The sequence below is a fragment of the Streptomyces sp. NPDC025833 genome (assembly GCF_055558055.1).
The window spans coordinates 113566-131868 of sequence record NZ_JBVHNF010000004.1 but is presented as its reverse complement, the minus strand read 5'-3'; the positions used below and the strand labels follow the sequence as shown (position 1 = coordinate 131868).

14 protein-coding genes are annotated in these 18303 nt (G+C 74.0%); 11 read left to right on the top strand and 3 right to left on the bottom strand.

Features of this window, described 5'->3' with window-relative positions:
• Nucleotides 1–64: 64 nt before the first annotated feature.
• The 7 genes from ACZ4K2_RS08005 to ACZ4K2_RS07975 all read left to right on the top strand — a co-directional run bounded on the left by ACZ4K2_RS08005 (nucleotide 65) and on the right by ACZ4K2_RS07975 (nucleotide 10467).
• Nucleotides 65–1651: a ubiquitin-like domain-containing protein gene (locus ACZ4K2_RS08005; RefSeq protein WP_467470684.1), complete on the top strand. Its 1587-nt coding sequence runs from the start codon at nucleotides 65–67 to the stop codon at nucleotides 1649–1651.
• Between the two features lie 233 nt (nucleotides 1652–1884).
• Nucleotides 1885–2766 (top strand): 16S rRNA (adenine(1518)-N(6)/adenine(1519)-N(6))-dimethyltransferase RsmA, encoded by an 882-nt coding sequence (gene rsmA / locus ACZ4K2_RS08000; protein WP_467470683.1) that lies wholly within the window; start codon nucleotides 1885–1887, stop codon nucleotides 2764–2766.
• The gene (locus ACZ4K2_RS07995) at nucleotides 2763–3662 is read left to right on the top strand and encodes a 4-(cytidine 5'-diphospho)-2-C-methyl-D-erythritol kinase (protein WP_467470681.1); all 900 of its coding nucleotides are present in this window, start codon (nucleotides 2763–2765) and stop codon (nucleotides 3660–3662) included. Before rsmA ends, ACZ4K2_RS07995 begins: the two co-directional genes overlap by 4 nt.
• A 71-nt stretch (nucleotides 3663–3733) precedes the next feature.
• Entirely contained in the window at nucleotides 3734–5542 is a 1809-nt protein-coding gene (locus ACZ4K2_RS07990; protein ID WP_467470679.1) for an ABC-F family ATP-binding cassette domain-containing protein, read from the top strand.
• A 317-nt stretch (nucleotides 5543–5859) separates the two neighbouring features.
• Nucleotides 5860–7782: an outer membrane protein assembly factor BamB family protein gene (locus ACZ4K2_RS07985; RefSeq protein ID WP_467470677.1), complete on the top strand. Its 1923-nt coding sequence runs from the start codon at nucleotides 5860–5862 to the stop codon at nucleotides 7780–7782.
• A gap of 91 nt (nucleotides 7783–7873) precedes the next feature.
• Complete coding sequence (locus tag ACZ4K2_RS07980) at nucleotides 7874–9619, top strand: outer membrane protein assembly factor BamB family protein (protein WP_467470676.1); 1746 nt, start codon at nucleotides 7874–7876, stop codon at nucleotides 9617–9619.
• Nucleotides 9620–9780: 161 nt separating this feature from the next.
• A complete protein-coding gene (locus tag ACZ4K2_RS07975; protein WP_467470674.1) occupies nucleotides 9781–10467 on the top strand; it encodes a helix-turn-helix transcriptional regulator in 687 nt (228 codons plus the stop codon).
• Nucleotides 10468–10520: 53 nt separating this feature from the next.
• Here ACZ4K2_RS07975 and ACZ4K2_RS07970 read toward each other — a convergent pair whose 3' ends face one another.
• Nucleotides 10521–10862 (bottom strand): hypothetical protein, encoded by a 342-nt coding sequence (locus tag ACZ4K2_RS07970; protein WP_467470672.1) that lies wholly within the window; start codon nucleotides 10860–10862, stop codon nucleotides 10521–10523.
• A gap of 21 nt (nucleotides 10863–10883) precedes the next feature.
• Nucleotides 10884–12575 (bottom strand): sodium:solute symporter family protein, encoded by a 1692-nt coding sequence (locus tag ACZ4K2_RS07965; RefSeq protein WP_467470670.1) that lies wholly within the window; start codon nucleotides 12573–12575, stop codon nucleotides 10884–10886.
• 178 nt (nucleotides 12576–12753) lie between these two features.
• Here ACZ4K2_RS07965 and galT point away from each other — a divergent pair, with 178 nt between their 5' ends.
• The 4 genes from galT (at nucleotide 12754) to ACZ4K2_RS07945 (ending at nucleotide 17781) form a co-directional block, all read left to right on the top strand.
• The gene (gene galT, locus ACZ4K2_RS07960) at nucleotides 12754–13812 is read left to right on the top strand and encodes a galactose-1-phosphate uridylyltransferase (protein ID WP_467470668.1); all 1059 of its coding nucleotides are present in this window, start codon (nucleotides 12754–12756) and stop codon (nucleotides 13810–13812) included.
• Nucleotides 13812–14774 carry a UDP-glucose 4-epimerase GalE gene (galE, locus tag ACZ4K2_RS07955; protein ID WP_467470666.1) on the top strand — a complete coding sequence of 321 codons (963 nt, stop codon included), beginning with the start codon at nucleotides 13812–13814 and terminating at the stop codon, nucleotides 14772–14774. The genes galT and galE overlap by 1 nt, the downstream gene beginning before the upstream one ends.
• Nucleotides 14774–15937: a galactokinase gene (gene galK / locus ACZ4K2_RS07950; protein ID WP_467470665.1), complete on the top strand. Its 1164-nt coding sequence runs from the start codon at nucleotides 14774–14776 to the stop codon at nucleotides 15935–15937. The genes galE and galK overlap by 1 nt, the downstream gene beginning before the upstream one ends.
• 1076 nt (nucleotides 15938–17013) lie before the next feature.
• On the top strand, nucleotides 17014–17781 hold the full coding sequence (locus tag ACZ4K2_RS07945; protein WP_467470663.1) for a LuxR C-terminal-related transcriptional regulator: 768 nt from the start codon (nucleotides 17014–17016) through the stop codon (nucleotides 17779–17781).
• Here the strand turns inward: ACZ4K2_RS07945 and tamR are convergent.
• Nucleotides 17740–18237 (bottom strand): MarR family transcriptional regulator TamR, encoded by a 498-nt coding sequence (gene tamR / locus ACZ4K2_RS07940; protein ID WP_467470661.1) that lies wholly within the window; start codon nucleotides 18235–18237, stop codon nucleotides 17740–17742. The two genes, ACZ4K2_RS07945 and tamR, sit on opposite strands and share 42 nt — an antisense overlap.
• Nucleotides 18238–18303: the final 66 nt, after the last annotated feature.

Sequence of the window (18303 nt, the reverse complement as noted above, 5' to 3'; positions counted from 1 at the left end):
TCGGCTAGGTTCTGGCCCCGATCCGGACCCCTCCGGCCTCCGCGGCCTTCTGGAGCGTATCGGCATGAGCATCTCGCGGAAGCAGACCTTTCAGGCGCCCGTCCCCCGTGCCGTGCCCCCGGCCGCACCGGGCGGCGCCCCGCCCGGCCCGCACGAGGACGTCCACCGGCCCGGCCGCGGGGCGCGAACACCCACCGGGGCGCCGGCGCCGGAGCACACGCGGCCCGACGAGCAGGAGCTGCCCTGGCGGCATGCCGGGACGGCGCGGACCGGAACCCTGACGATCAGGACCGCGGCGGCCGAGACCGTGGCGGCCGCAACCGTGGCGATCGGGACGACGGAGACCGGGGCCGCGGTGACCGCGGCGGCCGGGGCCGTGCGGGACCGTGCCGGGCGCCCGCCGCAGGACGGACCCGGGCACGGCGGGGACCCCCGCGCCACCGGCCCCCGGTACGAGGACGGCGCGCCGCCCGGACCGCCCGGACCGCCCGCCGGACCGCCCGCCGGGCCGCGCGGGCGGTCCGGGCGGCGCCGAAGAACGCGCTTCGGCGAACGCCCGGAGTCCGCCGTGCGCCGGCTCCTGCCCCAGGCGCTGGTCGTGGCCTTCCTGGCGGGCGGCACCACCGCCTTCGTCGCCGAGGACAAGGTCGTCGAGCTGACCGTCGACGGCCGGCAGCGGACCCTGCACACCTTCGCCGACGACGTGGGCCACCTGCTCGCCGAGGAAGGCGTGCGCACCGGGGCGCACGACACGGTCGCGCCCGCTCCCCGGGTGGCGCTCGCGAGCGGCGAGGCGGTCGCGGTGCGGTACGGGCGCCTCCTGCGGCTCACGCTGGACGGCCGGCGGCAGGAGGTGTGGACGACGGCCCGCACGGTCGAGGGCGCGCTGGAGGAGCTGGGGGTGCGTGTCGAGGGCGCGTACCTGTCCACCGCACGCTCCCAGCGCATCGGACGTGCCGGGCTCACGCTCGAGGTGCGCACCGAGCGCGCCGTCACGGTCATGGCGGACGGCCGGTCCCGCACCGTCCGCACCAACGCGGCCACCGTCCGCGAGGCGGTCGAGGAGGCCGGGATCGCCCTGCACGGCGAGGACACCACCTCCGTCCCGCAGGGCAGCTTCCCGCGCGACGGGCAGACGGTGACCGTGCTGCGGGTGAGCGGCCGGCACGAGGTCCGGGAGGAGCGGATCCCGTTCGGGGTCGAGCGGACCGAGGACCCCTCGCTCTTCAAGGGCACCGAGGTCGTGGTCCGGCCCGGCCGGCCCGGCCTGCGCCGCACCACCTACCTCGTGCGCACCGTCAACGGGGTCCGGCAGAAGGCGCGCCGGGAGCGGACCGAGGTGGTGCGCGCACCGCGCAAGCAACTGGTCAGGTTCGGCACCAGGTCCCGGCCGCGCTCCGTGCGCGGCGCCGACCACCTCGACTGGCACGGGCTCGCCGCCTGCGAGTCCGGTGGCCGGCCGCACGCGGTCGACCCCTCCGGCACGTACGGCGGCCTCTACCAGTTCGACGCCCGCACCTGGCGGAGCCTCGGCGGCACCGGCCGCCCCCAGGACGCCCCGGCGGAGGAACAGACGTACCGGGCGAAGAAGCTGTACCTGCGCCGCGGCACGAGCCCCTGGCCCCACTGCGGGGCCCGGCTGCGGGGGTGACGGCGGAGGGCTCCGCCCGGCGGCGCCGCGGCCCGTCGCCGGGTGGCGCGGGCCGCGGCCGGACCCCCCGGGTCCGACCGCCCCCGGTCCGACCGCCCCCGGTCCGACCGCCCCGGGTCCGACCACCCTCCGCCCTCCGCCCCCGCCCTCCGCGCGCCGCCTGCCGCCCGGTCCGGCCGGGGCGTCGGGCCCGTGTGGCGGAGTGGGTTCCCGGGGGCCCGTACCCTTGTCCCGTGACCAGCCCCACCCCCGACGCCCTCCTCGGCCCCGCCGACATCCGTGAGCTCGCGGCGGTGCTCGGTGTCCGCCCCACCAAGCAGCGCGGCCAGAACTTCGTGATCGACGCCAACACCGTCCGCCGCATCGTCCGCACCGCCGGCGTGCGCCCCGACGACGTCGTCGTCGAGGTCGGACCGGGACTCGGCTCGCTCACCCTCGCGCTGCTGGAGGCCGCCGACCGGGTCACCGCCGTCGAGATCGACGACACCCTGGCCGGCGCGCTGCCCGCGACCATCGCCGCGCGCATGCCGGAACGGGCCGACCGGTTCGCGCTGGTCCACTCCGACGCCATGCACGTCGGCGCGCTCCCCGGCCCCGCGCCGACCGCGCTGGTGGCGAACCTGCCGTACAACGTCGCCGTCCCCGTGCTGCTGCACATGCTCGACACGTTCCCGACCATCGAGCGGACGCTCGTGATGGTGCAGTCCGAGGTCGCCGACCGGCTCGCCGCCGCCCCCGGCTCCAAGGTGTACGGCGTGCCGTCCGTGAAGGCCAACTGGTACGCGGAGGTGAAGCGGGCCGGGGCCATCGGCCGCAACGTCTTCTGGCCGGCGCCGAACGTCGACAGCGGGCTGGTCTCCCTCGTCCGGCGGACCGAGCCCGTCAGGACCACCGCCACCAAGGCCGAGGTCTTCGCGGCGGTCGACGCGGCCTTCGCCCAGCGCCGCAAGACGCTGCGCGCGGCGCTCACCGGCTGGGCCGGCTCCGCGGCGGCGGCCGAGGCGGCCCTGGTCGCCGCCGGGGTCTCGCCGCAGGCGCGCGGGGAGTCGCTGACGGTCGAGGAGTTCGCCCGCATCGCCGAGCACAAGGACGCCCACGAGAGGACGGGCGAGTGAGCGTCAGGGTCAGGGTCCCGGCCAAGGTCAACGTCCAGCTCGCCGTCGGCGCCGCCCGGCCGGACGGCTTCCACGACCTCGCCAACGTCTTCCTCGCCGTCGGCCTGTACGACGAGGTCACGGTGACCCCCGCGGCCGAGCTCCGGATCACCTGCGCGGGCCCGGACGCGGACCAGGTCCCCCTGGACCGCACCAACCTGGCCGCGCGCGCCGCGATCGCGCTCGCCGGGCGGCGGGGCCTCGAACCCGCGGTGCACATCCACATCGCCAAGGACATCCCGGTCGCCGGCGGCATGGCGGGCGGCAGCGCGGACGGCGCCGGCGCGCTCCTCGCCTGCGACACGCTCTGGGGCACGGGCGCCTCCCGTGCGGAGCTGCTCGACATCTGCGCCGAACTGGGCAGCGACGTGCCCTTCAGCCTGGTCGGCGGCGCCGCGCTGGGCGTCGGGCGCGGCGAACGGCTGACCCCCCTGGAGACCGGCGGCACCTTCCACTGGGTGTTCGCGATGGCCCGCGGCGGACTGTCCACCCCGGCGGTCTTCCGCGAGTTCGACCGCCTCGCCGAGGGACGCGACATCCCCGCCCCCGAGGCCTCGCCCGAACTGCTCGGCGCGCTGGCGAAGGGCGACCCCGACGCGCTCGCGGCCGTCGTCTCCAACGACCTCCAGCCCGCCGCCCTCTCCCTCTTCCCGGAGCTGTCCGCCACCCTCGCCGCGGGACGCGCGGCCGGCGCCCTCACCGCCCTGGTCTCCGGCTCGGGCCCCACCACGGCCTTCCTCGCCCGGGACCCGGAGTCGGCCACGGAGATCGCCGACGCGCTCCGCGCCCGCGGCACCTGCCGCACCGTGCGCACGGCGACGGCCCCCGCGCCGGGCGCGACCGTGCTGACGGCGTAGCCGGGCGGAGAACGCCCCCTCCGCCGCGGACTACGCTGGGAGGCTGACCGATCCCCGCGCACAGGAGTGAAATGGCCGTCAACCTGGTCAATGTCGAGAACGTCAGCAAGGTGTACGGCACCCGTGCCCTGCTGGACGGCGTCTCGCTCGGCGTGTCGGAAGGGGACCGGATCGGGGTCGTCGGACGCAACGGCGACGGCAAGACCACCCTCATCCGCATGCTCGCCAAGCTGGAGGAGGCCGACACCGGGCGGGTCACCCACTCCGGCGGGCTGCGCCTGGGCGTGCTCACGCAGCACGACTCGCTCGACCCCGCCGCGACCGTCCGCCACGAGGTCATCGGCGACCTGGCGGACCACGAGTGGGCCGGCAACGCCAAGGTCAGGGACGTGCTCACCGGACTGTTCGGCGGGCTGGACCTGCCGGGCTTCCCGAAGGGGCTCGACACCGTCATCGGACCGCTGTCCGGCGGCGAGCGGCGCCGCATCGCCCTCGCCAAGCTGCTCATCGAGGAACAGGACCTGCTCGTCCTCGACGAGCCCACCAACCACCTCGACGTCGAGGGCATCGCCTGGCTCGCCGAGCACCTGCGCAACCGGCGTTCGGCGCTGGTCTGCGTCACCCACGACCGCTGGTTCCTGGACCAGGTCTGCACCCGCATGTGGGACGTGCAGCGCGGCGACGTCTACGAGTACGAGGGCGGCTACTCCGACTACGTCTTCGCCCGGGCCGAGCGCGAGCGGATCGCGGCCACCGAGGAGGCCAAGCGGCAGAACCTGGTCCGCAAGGAGCTGGCCTGGCTGCGGCGCGGTGCCCCCGCCCGCACGTCCAAGCCGCGCTTCCGGGTCGAGGCCGCCAACGAGCTGATCGCGGACGTGCCGCCGCCCCGGGACAGCAGCGAGCTGATGAAGTTCGCCTCCTCGCGGCTCGGCAAGACCGTGTTCGACCTGGAGGACGTCACCGTCCAGGCCGGCCCCAAGGTGCTGCTGAAGCACATCACCTGGCAGCTCGGCCCCGGCGACCGGATCGGTCTCGTCGGCGTCAACGGCGCCGGCAAGACCTCCCTGCTGCGCGCCATGGCCGTCGCGGCCCGCACGGACGGCGAGACGCAGCCCGCGGGCGGGCGCGTCGCCGTCGGCAGGACCGTCAGGCTCGCCTACCTCTCCCAGGAGGTCGACGAACTCGACCCCACCTGGCGGGTCCTGGAGGCCGTGCAGAGCGTCCGCGAGCGCGTCGACCTCGGCAAGGGCCGCGAGATGACGGCCGGGCAGCTCTGCGAGACGTTCGGCTTCGGCAAGGAGAAGCAGTGGACGCCGGTCGGCGACCTCTCCGGCGGTGAGCGCCGCCGGCTCCAGCTGCTGCGGCTGCTGATGGACGAGCCCAACGTCCTCTTCCTCGACGAGCCCACCAACGACCTCGACATCGAGACCCTCACCCAGCTCGAGGACGTCCTCGACGGCTGGCCCGGCTCGATGGTCGTCATCTCCCACGACCGGTTCTTCGTCGAGCGCACCACCGACCGGGTGTTCGCCCTCCTCGGCGACGGCGCGCTGCGCATGCTGCCGCGCGGGATCGACGAGTACCTGGAGCGGCGCGCGCGCATGGAGGAGGCCGTCGCGGCGCAGTCCGCCGCCTCCGCGCCCACGCCGTCCGGCACCGAGAAGAGCGCCGCCGACCAGCGGGCCGCGAAGAAGGAACTCCAGAAGATCGAGCGGCAGTTGGACAAGGTCTCCGAGAAGGAGGCCAAGCTGCACGCCCAGATCGCCGAGAACGCCACCGACTTCGCGAAGGTGGCCGAGCTGGACGGCCGGCTGCGCGACCTCGCCGGGGAGCGCGAGGAACTGGAGCTGCGCTGGCTGGAGCTGGCCGAGGACGCCTGAGGCGCGCGCCTCAGGAACGCGACCGAGCGCACGCCGCCGTGACCGGCGGGCGTGCGCTCCGCCGCGCTCCGGGGAGTGAGCGGCGTGTTCCGGCCGCGTGCGCGCCGGGCGCGTGCGCGGCGTGAAGGGGGCGTGAAGGCGCGTAACGAGGGCATCACAGGGCGGTTCTCCCTTGGGAACAGCGGTGGCCGCGGGCCCGCCGGGCGTCGGTCCCGGTGATAGAAAGAGCCGTCCGAGAACTGTCTGAGAACGACCCTTGGGTCTGTCATGAACCTCGGGGCGTGGCTAAAAATCAGTGAACGAGGGGGAGAGCGCTGATGACTCAGCCGCCCGACCAGCCGCCGCAGGGCGGATCCGGCGCACCGCAGGAACAGCCGCCGAAACCCGGCGGATTCGGCCCCCCGCAGACGCCCCCGGCGGCACCGCCGGCCCAAGGTGACTCCGGCGCCTCCCAACCCCCGCCGCCGCAGGGCGGGTTCGGCGCCCCGCAGACTCCCCCGGCGCAGGGCGGGTTCGGCGCGCCCCAGTCCCCGCCGCCGCAGGGCGGGTTCGGGGCACCTCAAAGCCCCCCGGCGCAGGGTGCGTTCGGCGCGCCCCAGCCGCCCGCCGGGTCCCCGCCCCAGCCGCAGCCGGGCTACGGTGCCCCGCAGCAGCCGGGTCCGTACGCCGGCGCCCCCGGCCCCTACGGCTACCCCCAGCAGCCCCCGCAGCAGGGCCCGTACGGCGCCCCGCAGCCCGGCTACGGCCACCCGCAGCAGCCCCCGTACCCGGGCGCGCCCGGCGCCCCGGCCGGTGGCGCCCCGGCCTCCCGGAAGAAGGCGGTGCTGATCGTCGGCGCCGCGGTGGCCGCGCTGGCCGTCATCGGCGGCACGGTCTTCGCGCTCACCGGTGACGGCGGCGGCGGGAAGAAGCCCGTCGCCGGGCCGAGCGACGACCCCAAGCAGTCCGCGTCCTCCTCCGCGTCCGCTCCCGCGTCCGCGTCCGCCTCGCCGTCGGCCGCCGGCGGCGAGGACCCGGAGAACCTCAACGCGGGCCGCCAGGCCGGCGAGGCCAAGGTGCTCTGGTACAAGCCGGCGCCCGACGCCCCGGCGTCCGGCGCCGACGCGCCCGGCATGTGGGTCACCGGGGACACCGTCGTGAAGGCGGCCTACAAGCAGGTCTTCGCCTTCCGCACCGCCGACGGCACCGCCGCCTGGGGCCCGGTCGCCCTCCCGCAGAAGATCTGCGCGGTCACCACCCGCAAGTCGGCCGACGACAAGATCGTCGTGGCGTACATGAACGGCGACGGCGAGCGCGCCAAGTGCAACCGGCTCCAGCAGATCGACCTGCGCACCGGCGCGAAGGGCTGGAGCGGCGCGGTCGCCGACGGCGGCCTGTTCGACAGCGCGCTCAGCGTCGAGCTGTCGGTGAGCGGCAAGACGCTGATGGTGGGCCGTTCGCAGTCCGGCACGGCCTACGACATCGACAGCGGCAAGAAGCTCTACGACAAGAAGCGGTACGGCGAGGCGTGCTTCCCGGCCGCCTTCGCGGGCGGCACCGACCGGCTGGTCCAGGTGGCCTCCTGCGGTGTCGGCGGCTCCGACGAGCACGAGGAGATCCAGGAACTCGACCCGGCCACCGGCAAGGTGCGCTGGACCCAGAAGGTCAAGAAGGGCTGGGAGGTCAGCCGCACGTTCTCGGTCGACCCGCTCGTCGTCTACCTGACCAACCGGGACGCGAAGACCTGGAACATCTCCACCTTCACCAAGGACGGCAGGTTCCGCTCGGAGGTCAAGGTGAACGAGAAGTTCGCCCCCCGCTGCGGCTGGGCGATCCTGCAGCGCAAGCTCCAGGCCTGCCAGGGCGTCGTGGCCGACGCCGACACGCTGTACCTGCCCACCGACGCCACCGTCAGCGCCAACGAGGTCGTCGCCGTCGGCCTCGCCGACGGCAAGGAGAAGTGGCGGGTCAAGTCCCCCGGCGACCGGCCGATGGCCCCGCTGAAGGTCGAGGGCGGCAAGCTCATCGCGTACGTGCAGCCGTCGTACGACACGGGCGGCCAGGTGGTGTCGGTGCCCCTCGCCGGCTCCGCCCACCGGACGTCCGGGCTGCTGCGCAATCCCGCGGCAGCCGCCGGCGCCGAGAACGCCTTCTACGACGGCGTCCTCGACTGGAGCGGTGGACGCCTCCTCGTCTCCTCGGGCCGGCTGTCCGGCAACGACGCCTCGAAGGAGAAGCTGATCATGGCCTTCGGCAACTGAGCCGGGCGCACCGCCCCGGCCCGCCCTCAGCCCCGTCCCCCGGGCCCGTCCCGCCGCCCGGCCTTCCGCACGCCACCGAGGTACCCGTGTCATGACCCAGCCACCCCCGCCGCCCCACCAGCCCCCGAACCAACCGCCGAACCAGCCGCCGCAGCCCGGCTACGGCTACCCGCAGGCGCCCCCGCCGCAGCCCCCGCAGCCGGGCTACGGCTACCCCCAGGCCCCGCCGCCGCAGGCCCCGCAGCCGGGCTACGGCCACCCGGGCGCACCGCAGAACCCGTACGCCCAGCAGCCGCCGCCGGCGTACAACCCCTACGCCCAGCCCACGCAGCCCATGCAGGGCGTGCAGCCGGGGTACGGCCATCCGCACCCGGCGCAGCCGCCGACCGCCGTGCCGCCGTCCGGGCCGGGGACCGGCGGCCGCCGGAACAACACCGTGCTGGTCATCGTCGCCGCGGCGGTCGTCGCGATCGCGCTGATCGTCGGCGGCGGCGTCTGGTACGCCAAGTCCTCCGGCGACGACGCACCGCGGGACACCGCCTCCTCCGGTGGTCCGAAGGGCACGGGCGGCTCCGGCGGCACGGGCGGCACGGGCGGTGGTGGCAAGGAGAAGGTGCCGGACGACCCGGCCTCCAAGGTGCTCTTCCAGGTGCCGCTGCCCCAGACGGAGGACACGGTCGTCACCGCGGGCTCCTGGCTGACCGACAAGGTGTACGCCAAGAGCGGTGTCGCCGAGATCGTCGGCTACGACCCGGCCGGCGGCAGCAAGCTCTGGACCCTCAAGCTGCCCGGCCCCGTCTGCGCGGCCGGCGGCCGCGTCGACGACGCCGGCCGGACCGCGGTCGTCTACCAGCCGAAGACGCCCGCGAAGGGCTCCTTCGCGGGGTGCAGCCAGGTCGCGGCGATCGACCTCGCCACCGGCAAGAAGCTGTGGACGAAGTCGGTCGACTCGGGTGACCGGCCGCTGAGCTGGCAGAACGTGACGGTCGCCCAGCACACCGTCGCGGTCGGCAGCCTGGAGGGCGGCGCCGCGTTCGACATCGCCTCCGGCAAGCTGCTGTGGCAGCCCAAGCCGGACGACACCTGCTTCGACGAGGGGTACGGCGGCGGCTCCCGCCTGGTCGCCGTGCGGCGGTGCGGCACGTACGACAACCGGCAGCTGCACATCCAGAACGTCGACCCGGCGAGCGGGAAGGTGCTCTCCGAGTACAAGATGCCCGACGGCGTCGACTACGCGGCCGTCGCCTCCACCGACCCGCTGGTGGTCGGGGGCAGCGGCACCAACGTCTCGGACTACTTCTCCGTCGACGGCGCGACCGGCCGGCTGCTCGCCCGCATCCCCGCGCCCAAGGACACGTACCTGGGCCGCTGCAACGGGCTCACCCAGATCGACGGCTGCAAGCAGGTGGCCGCCGGCAACGGCCGACTGTACCTGGCGACCCAGCAGCACGAGGGCAAGGGCGAGTACTCCCGGACCAACGAGATCGTCGCCTTCGACCTGAACACCGGCAAGCCCACCGGCCAGCGCGCCGAGGCCGGCGACGGCTACACGATCTCCCCGCTGCGCACCGACGGCCGCAACCTGCTCGCCTACAAGGCGCCGCCGTACAACAAGGGCGGCCAGGTCGTCAGCATCGACAGCGGTTCGTTCGCCTCGGCGAAGCTGCTGGAGAACCCCGCCGAGCGGGGCGTGCGCGAGGCGGAGACCAGCCTGCTGCCGGACTACGCCGAGCTGATCTACGGCGGCGGCCGCCTCTACATGTCGGCCGTGTACGCCCACAAGTCCAGCGCCTACACCAAGCAGTACCTGGTGGTGGTGTTCGGCGCGGGCGGCTGACCGCCCGCCGGACTCGCCCGGACGAGTGACGTGCCGAGAAGTGCCCCGTGATTCGCCGATCCGGGGCACTTCTCGTCGGGAGGGGCAGCGCGACGTCGAACAAGCGTGTAGCTTCCGGGGGGCATGCAGGGCGGGGGCCGGGGGGAGTGGGGGGTTGCTCTATGGGAGTGCGGCTCATCGTCGTCGACGACCACCGCCTGCTCGCGGAGGCGCTGGCGTCGGCGCTGAAGCTGCGCGGGCACCGGGTGGTCGCCGCGGCGGCGCCGGCCGCGGGCGCGGCGGACCTGGTGATCGCACGGGCGCCGGAGGTGTGCCTGCTGGGCACGGCGGCACCGGCCGACCCCGGGGTCTTCGACCCGGTGGTGAAGATCAAGCGGGAGCGCCCGCAGGTGGCGGTGCTGGTGCTGGGTCCAGTCCCGTCGCCGCGCGGGATCGCGGCGGCCTTCGCCGCGGGCGCGTCGGGGTACGTACGGCACGACGAGCGGATCGAAGGGGTGGAGCGGGCCATCATGAAGGCCCGGTCCGGGGAGGCGGCGGTGGCGCCGCAGCTCCTCCAGGGCGCCTTCGGGGAGCTGCTGAACCCCGCCGCGCAGCCCGACGACGAGGCCCAGCGGCTGCTGGAGATCCTGACGCCGCGTGAGGTGGAGGTCCTGGTCCGGGTGGCCGACGGGGAGGACACCCGGCTCATCGCGGCCGGGATGGGCATCGCCCCCAGCACGGCCCGTACGCATGTGCAGCGGGTGCTGATGAAGCTGGGCGTGGGGTCGCGGCTGGAGGCGGCCGCGCTGGCCGCGCGGACGGGCCTGCTGGACCGCGCGGGCTCCCCGCGCGGGACCGGCCCGGGGTAGGGGCGCGGGAGCGGTCGGCAAGGCCCCGCGCGCCCGTACCCGGGCAGGGCGTCCTACTTCCCCTCCGGCTCCCCGGGCAGGCCCTCGGCGGGCGGCGGCGGAGGAGTCGGCCGCAGCTTCAGCCAGGCCAGGAAGAAGACGCCGAGGACCAGCATGCCGATCCCGGTCCAGAGGTTGATGTTGACGCCCTCGGCCTTGTCGATGGCGGCCTGGGAGTCGGTGATGCCGGTGATCGTGACGATGACGCCGTAGACGACGAACAGGCCGCCGATGATGCGGCGCAGGTCGAAGATGCGGGCGGCGGTCGCCGACCTGGTCTCCAGCTCGGTGACCTCCCGCTGGAGGTCCTGCTCGGTGTAGTGCGGCCGGCGGGGCTGCTCGGGATGCTCGGTCATGGTCTCCTCGGTCCTCCCGCGTCAGAACGAGAACGGGATGTAGCAGGCGGCGGCCAGGACGACGGCGCCCCAGCCCAGCAGGGCGGGCTTGCGGTACCACGCGTCGTCGCCCGCGGCGGGTGGTTCGGACATGCCGGGGGAACGGGTGCCGTAGACCAGGCCCTGGAGTTCCGCCACCGGCTTCGGCTCGGTGAACAGGGACACCGCGACCATCACGACCGCGCCGGCGACGAAGCCCGCGATGGCGGAGACGAAGTTGGCGCCCTGGTCGGAGGGGAGGGAGATGATGCCCTTCTCGTAGAACACGAAGTAGTTCACCATCGCGGTCGCGGTGCCGGCGAGCAGCCCCCAGAAGCCGGACTTGGCGGACGCGCGCTTCCAGAACATGCCGACGATGAAGACGACGAACATCGGCACGTTGAAGAAGGAGAACAGCGTCTGGAGGTAGCTCATGATGTTCGAGAACGAGGAGGCGAGGAACGCCGTGCCGACGGAGGCGCCGACGCCGATCGCGGTGATCAGGCGGCCGAACCGCACGTAGTAGGCGTCCTCGCGGCCGCGCACCACGTACTTCGCCCAGATGTCGTTGGTGAACACCGTGTTGAACGACGACACGTTCGCCGCCATGCCCGCCATGAAGGCCGCGAGCAGACCGGTGACGGCGATGCCGAGCACGCCGTTGGGCAGCAGCTCCTGCATCAGGTAGGGGATGGCGTCGTTGTACTGGTACCCGGAGGCGGGGGTGCCGAAGCCGGGGACGAGCGCGGCGGCGGCCAGGCCGGGAATCATCACCAGGAAGACGATGAAGATCTTCGGGAAGGCGGCGATCAGCGGGGTCCGCTGCCCGGCGGAGAGGTTCTTCGCGGACAGGGCGCGCTGCACCTCGGCGAAGTTGGTGGTCCAGTAGCCGAAGGAGAGCACGAAGCCGAGGCCGAGGACGATGGTGAGCCAGTTGGCTCCCAGCGGGTTGGCGTGGCCGATGCCGGTGCCGCCCCAGGCCGTGGTGAAGTCGGCGCCGTGGGCCGCGGTGAGCTTGCCGGTCAGGCCGTCCCAGCCGCCGGCCTTCTTCAGGCCGAGCACGGTGATCGGGATGAGCGCGGCGAGGATCACGAAGAACTGGAGCACCTCGTTGTAGATCGCCGAGGACAGGCCGCCGAGGGTGATGTACGCGAGCACGAAGGCGCCGGCCACGACGATGGCGACCCACTGGGGCCAGCCGAGCAGGGCCTGGACGACGATCGCGAGGGCGTAGAGGTTGACGCCGGCGATGAGGATCGCGGCGAACGCGAACAGGACCGAGCTGAGCAGGTGGGCGGCCCGGTCGAAGCGCAGCAGCAGGAACTCGGGGACCGAGCGGACCTTGCTGCCGTAGTAGAAAGGCATCATCACGAGGCCCAGGAAGACCATGGCGGGGATGGCGCCGATCCAGTACCAGTGGACCGTGTAGGCGCCGTACTGGGCGCTGTTCGCGGCCATGCCCAGGATCTCGGTGGCCGCCAGGTTGGCCGAGATGAAGGCGAGACCGGTGATCCAGGCGGGCAGCGAACGTCCGGAGAGGAAGAAGTCGAGGCTGGTCCGCACCGACCGCCGGGCGGCGAGTCCGATGCCCAGGACGACGATGAAGTAGATCGCCAGGATCGCGTAGTCCAGCCAGTTGGTGGGCAGGCGTAGCTCCGCCGCCAGTTCGGTGGTGCCGGATGTGGGGATCTGCATGAAGAACTCGCTTCGTCGCGCGAACTGATCAGAGCGGAACCTACGCCTCGCTGTTCAGTTGTTGAACAGTTCTGTTTGTTTTCTTTGTTTGATTGTGATGATCCACGGCGTTGTCGTGTTGTGCTCTGTTATGTTTGATTGTGTTGAGTCATTGGTGCGGGACGCAGAGGAGCCCGGCGTGAAGAAGACCTCGACCCGGCTGGCCGACGGTCGCGAGCTGATCTACTACGACCTCCGGGACGACACCGTGCGGGACGCCGTCGACCGCCGCCCCCTGGACCGCACGGTCACCACCTCCGAGATCCGCCCCGACCCGCTGCTCGGCGACCGCGTCGCCGTCGCCTCCCACCGCCAGGGCCGCACCTACCACCCGCCGGCCGGCGAGTGCCCGCTCTGCCCGGCCCGCGGCGGCCGGCTCGGCGAGATCCCCGACTCCTCCTACGACGTCGCCGTCTTCGAGAACCGCTTCCCCTCCCTCGCCGGCGACTCCGGCCGCTGCGAGGTCGTCTGCTTCACCCCCGACCACGACGCCTCCTTCGCGGACCTCACCCCCGAACAGGCGCGCCTGGTGCTGGACGCGTGGACGGACCGCACCGCGGAGCTGTCGCACCTGCCCTCCGTGGAGCAGGTCTTCTGCTTCGAGAACCGCGGGGCCGAGATCGGCGTGACCCTGGGCCACCCGCACGGGCAGATCTACGCCTACCCCTTCACCACCCCGCGCACCGCGCTGATGCTCCGCTCGCTCGCCGCGCACCGGGCCGCGACCGGCGGCGGGAACCTCTTCGACGCCGTCCTGGAACGCGAACTCGCCGCCGAACGGGTCGTCCTTGAGGGTGAACACTGGGCGGCCTTCGTACCGTACGCGGCGCACTGGCCGTACGAGGTCCACCTGTACCCGAAGCGCCGCGTCCCCGACCTGCTCGCGCTCGACGAGGCGGCGCGCACAGAATTCCCCCAGCTCTACCTGGAACTCTTGAGGCGCTTCGACCGGATCTTCGGCGAGGGCGAGCCTCCGACCCCGTACATCGCGGCCTGGCACCAGGCCCCGTTCGGCACCCCGGAGGGGCTCGACGGCGTGACGCGGGACGATTTCGCGCTCCACCTCGAGCTTTTCACCATCCGACGCACTTCCGGCAAGCTGAAGTTTCTCGCGGGTTCCGAGTCCGGCATGAACGTGTTCATCAACGACGTGCCGCCGGAACGCGCGGCCGAGCGACTGCGAGAGGTAGCGAGTTGATGAAGTACCTGGTGACGGGTGGCGCGGGATACGTCGGCAGTGTCGTGGCCCAGCATCTGCTGGAGGCCGGCCACGAGGTCACCGTCCTCGACAACCTCTCCACCGGCTTCCGCGCGGGCGTCCCCACCGGTGCCGCGTTCGTCGAGGGCGACATCCGCGACGCCGCCAAGTGGCTCGACCCCTCCTTCGACGGCGTGCTGCACTTCGCCGCGTTCTCGCAGGTCGGCGAGTCGGTCGTGAAGCCGGAGAAGTACTGGGACAACAACGTCGGCGGCACCATGGCCCTGCTCGCCGCGATGCGCGACGCGGGGGTCGGCCGGCTGGTCTTCTCCTCCACCGCGGCCACCTACGGCGAGCCGGAGCAGGTCCCGATCCCGGAGACCGCCCCGACCCGCCCCACCAGCCCCTACGGCGCCTCCAAGCTCGCCGTCGACCACATGATCACCGGCGAGGCCACCGCCCACGGCCTGGCCGCCGTGTCGCTGCGCTACTTCAACGTGGCCGGCGCCTACGGCGCGTACGGCGAGCGGCACGACCCCGAGTCGCACCTCATCCCGCTGGTCCTCCAGGTCGCCCAGGGCCGCCGCGACGCCATCTCGGTCTACGGCGACGACTACCCGACCCCCGACGGCACCTGCGTGCGCGACTACATCCACGTCGCGGACCTGGCCGACGCCCACCTGCTCGCCCTCGCGGCCGCCGCCCCGGGCGAGCACCTGATCTGCAACCTCGGCAACGGCAGCGGCTTCTCCGTCCGCCAGGTCGTCGAGACCGTCCGCGAGGTCACCGGCCACCCGATCCCCGAAGTGGTGGCCCCCCGCCGGGGCGGCGACCCCGCGATCCTCGTCGCCTCCGCGGACACCGCCCGCGCGAAGCTCGGCTGGAACCCGTCCCGCGCGGACCTCGCGGGCATCGTCGCGGACGCCTGGAAGTTCACCCGGAGCATCGCGGAGGAGCACTAGTGGGGGCACAGCAGGTCGCGGAGCGCTTCGCCGAGCTGTACGGGGCGGAGCCGGAGGGCGTCTGGGCGGCACCGGGCCGCGTCAACCTGATCGGTGAGCACACCGACTACAACGACGGCTTCGTCATGCCGTTCGCGCTGCCGCACCGGACGCTCGCGGCGGTCTCCCGCCGCACCGACGGCGTCCTGCGCCTGCACTCGGCGGACATCGGGGCCGGGCGCGCACCGGTCACCGAACTGCGGCTCGACGCCCTCACCCCGCGGGGCGACGACGACTGGACGGCGTACCCGGCGGGCGTCGTCTGGGCGCTGCGCGAGGCGGGCCACGACGTCACCGGCGCCGACGTCCACCTCTCCTCCACCGTGCCGGCCGGCGCGGGCCTGTCCTCGTCGGCCGCGCTGGAGGTCGTCACCGCCCTCGCACTGGACGACCTCCACGGGCTCGGCCTGCCCCGCCGGGACCTGGCCCGGCTGTGCCGGCGCGCCGAGAACGTCTACGTCGGCGCCCCCACCGGGATCATGGACCAGACGGCGTCGGCGTGCTGCGAGCCGGGCCACGCCCTCTTCCTGGACACCCGCGACCTGTCCCGGCGGCAGATCCCCTTCGACCTCGCGGCCGAGGGCCTGCGCCTGCTGGTGGTGGACACCCGGGTCGAGCACGCCCACAGCGGCGGCGAGTACGGCAGGCGCCGGGCCGGCTGCGAGAAGGCCGCGGCCGTGCTCGGCGTCGACGCCCTGCGGGACGTGCCGTACGCCGGGCTGGCGGCGGCCCTCGCCCGCCTCGGCGACGAGGAGGAACTGGTCCGGCTGGTCCGGCACGTGGTGACCGAGAACCACCGGGTGGAGCGCGTCGCCGGCCTGCTGCGCTCCGGCGAGACCCGCGCGATCGGCCCCCTCCTCACCGAGGGGCACGCCTCGCTGCGCGACGACTTCCGCGTCTCCTGCCCCGAACTCGACCTGGTCGTCGACACGGCCCTCGCCGCGGGCGCCCTGGGCGCCCGGATGACCGGCGGCGGCTTCGGCGGCTCGGCGATCGTCCTGGCGGAGGCGGCGGACGCCGACACCCTCACGAAGGCCGTCGAAGCGGCCTTCACCACGGCCGGCCGCACACCCCCCGGGATCTTCGAGGCGGTACCGTCCGCGGGAGCCCACCGACTGACCTGACGCGTCTTTCCCCAGCCCGCCGCGGGGAACCCAACTACCGTGGGCGGCAAGCCAGTTGGCGCCGGTACCCTCCATGTCCGACACCGCCGGACCCGGCGGCGCGCGACGGGCAGGGGGAGGCCGGACACGGTGTGGGAGGAACGGCCGACGGGTCGCGAGGGCGGCTCCCGGCCGCCCCGCCACGGGGACCGCTGATGGGGGACGGGGAGATCCGGTCCCGGTTCGACGGGCGGGGGCACGTCGAGATCGCGGGGCCGGTGCCCGGGCGGGAGCGGGCCGAGCGGATCGCGTACCCGCTCGGGCACGAGCTGGTCGCCGCCGAGCGCCGCCGCGGTCCCGGACGGGTGCTCGGGCTGCCCGCCCCCGCCTCCGCGCGACTGCGCTTCCGGCGCGACGACGCCCCCCGGGCCCGCCGCCGGGCCGAGCGGACCGTCGAACGGCTGCGGGCCGGAGGTCCGCCGCCGGCCGACGACGCCCCGGCGCCGCCGCTCGTCCCCCGCCCGCCGGTGCCCCGTCCCCGGCGGTCCGCGGAGCCGCCCCCGCCGGCCCGCGCGCCCGGGCCCCGGATCCCTCCGCGGCCGGTCCACCCGCCGCCGCCCACTCCGCCTCCCCCGCGCCCGGATGAGCCGCCGTCGGGGCGGGTGCCGCGCGCGGCGGCCGGTGCCGGGGGAGGCGCGGTACCGGTGGCCCGCGGCCGGGGGCGGAGCCGATCGGGCCGGGCGTTGTCGACTTCCGTCCCGTTACGAACACGCGGCGCACCGGGAACATGCCGGACGGTCAGTTCTGCGAATGTCCTTCCGCTGCGTGCTCGCATCCGTACTCTGTGGAACAGCACCGGTGGGGGCCGGTGCCGCTCAGGGGGCGAGACGGGCGGGTACGGCGCCCACGGTGGGGATGGCAGTCTCCGCAACGGCGGCGGCCGTGCGGCGCGCGTCCTCGTCCGCGGGTGTCCTGCCGTGCCTGTCGTCGTCCTCCCGACCGACCTTTCACCGGGCACGCCCGGGCCGGCCTATTCCGGAGCATCTCCGGACCTTGGGTATCCCCTGCTCCGCGCGGAGCCTGGGGGAGGGGGTTTAGTGGTTCGCATCCGAGTCCTGGTCGTCGACGACCACCGCATCTTCGCCGAGTCGCTCGCCGCCGCCTTGGCCGCCGAGCCGGACGTCGACGTCTTCGCCGCGGGCAGCGGCCCGGCCGCGCTGCGCTGCCTGGAGCGCGCGGCCGGCGAGAACCGCCGCTACGACGTCCTCCTCGTCGACGCCGACCTGGGCGGCAACCTGCCCGGCGCCCGCCCGGCCGTACCGGTGCGCGAGGGCAACGAGGAGGGGCTGGTCGACGGGATCTCCCTGGTCGCCGGGGTCCGCACCACCCAGCCCGCCGTACGGACCGTCGTCCTCGCCGAGAAGGACGACCCGCGCCGCGCGGCCCTCGCCCTCCAGGCCGGCGCCTCCGGCTGGGTCGCCAAGGACTGCTCCCTGTCCCGGCTGCTGACGGTGATCCGCGGCGTGCTGCGCGACGAGACGCACCTCCCGCCCGCGCTGCTCACCGGGGTGCTCAAGGAGCTGACGGCCGCCCGCCGGCACCGCACCGAGAGCGAGCGCCTGGTGGAGTCCCTCACCCCCCGCGAGCGCGAGGTGCTGCGCTGCATGGTCGCCGGGCTCGGCCGCAAGGCGGTCGCCGAGCGGCTGTTCCTCTCCCCGCACACCGTCCGCACCCACATGCAGAACGTCCTCGGCAAGCTGGGCGTCCACTCCACGCTGGCCGCCGTCGCACTGGCCCGGCGGGCGGGCGTGGGACCGGCCGACCTAACCGGGGATGTTGTCGAACGGGGCGGTCAACTGGCGTAGCAGCCCGGCCAGTTCGACGCGCTGCGTACGCGACAGCTCGGCAAGGATCGCCCGCTCCTGCGCCAGCAGCCCCGCCAGCGACTGGTCCGCGCGGTCCCGGCCCTCGTCGGTCAGCCGGACCAGCACGCCCCGCCGGTCGCTCGGGTCCGGCAACCGCTCCACCAGGCCCTTCTTCGCCAGCCGGTCGATCCGGTTGGTCATCGTGCCCGAGGTGACCAGCGTCTGCGTCAGCAACTGGCCCGGGGAGAGCTGGTACGGCGTGCCCGCGCGCCGCAGCGCGGTCAGCACGTCGAACTCCCACGGCTCCAACTGGTGCTCGGCGAAGGCGAGCCGGCGCGCGCGGTCCAGGTGCCGGGCGAGGCGGCTCACCCGGCTCAGCACTTCCAGCGGCTCCACGTCGAGGTCCGGGCGCTCCCGGCGCCACGCTGCGACCAGCCGATCGACCTCGTCCTCCATGGAGATCAGTGTAGTGGTTGTGTCGACGTGAAGTCTCTTGATCTCAAGTGTCTTGACATCGAGAGA

What these genes read in the sequence shown, in the direction of transcription:
- ACZ4K2_RS07965 (WP_467470670.1), bottom strand. Translation starts at nt 12,575, where the DNA reads ATGCAGATCCCCACATCCGGCACCACCGAACTGGCGGCGGAGCTACGC.
- ACZ4K2_RS07985 (WP_467470677.1), top strand. Translation starts at nt 5,860, where the DNA reads ATGACTCAGCCGCCCGACCAGCCGCCGCAGGGCGGATCCGGCGCACCG.
- galE (WP_467470666.1), top strand. Translation starts at nt 13,812, where the DNA reads ATGAAGTACCTGGTGACGGGTGGCGCGGGATACGTCGGCAGTGTCGTG.
- ACZ4K2_RS07980 (WP_467470676.1), top strand. Translation starts at nt 7,874, where the DNA reads ATGACCCAGCCACCCCCGCCGCCCCACCAGCCCCCGAACCAACCGCCG.
- ACZ4K2_RS07990 (WP_467470679.1), top strand. Translation starts at nt 3,734, where the DNA reads ATGGCCGTCAACCTGGTCAATGTCGAGAACGTCAGCAAGGTGTACGGC.
- ACZ4K2_RS08005 (WP_467470684.1), top strand. Translation starts at nt 65, where the DNA reads ATGAGCATCTCGCGGAAGCAGACCTTTCAGGCGCCCGTCCCCCGTGCC.
- tamR (WP_467470661.1), bottom strand. Translation starts at nt 18,237, where the DNA reads ATGGAGGACGAGGTCGATCGGCTGGTCGCAGCGTGGCGCCGGGAGCGC.
- ACZ4K2_RS07970 (WP_467470672.1), bottom strand. Translation starts at nt 10,862, where the DNA reads ATGACCGAGCATCCCGAGCAGCCCCGCCGGCCGCACTACACCGAGCAG.
- ACZ4K2_RS07975 (WP_467470674.1), top strand. Translation starts at nt 9,781, where the DNA reads ATGGGAGTGCGGCTCATCGTCGTCGACGACCACCGCCTGCTCGCGGAG.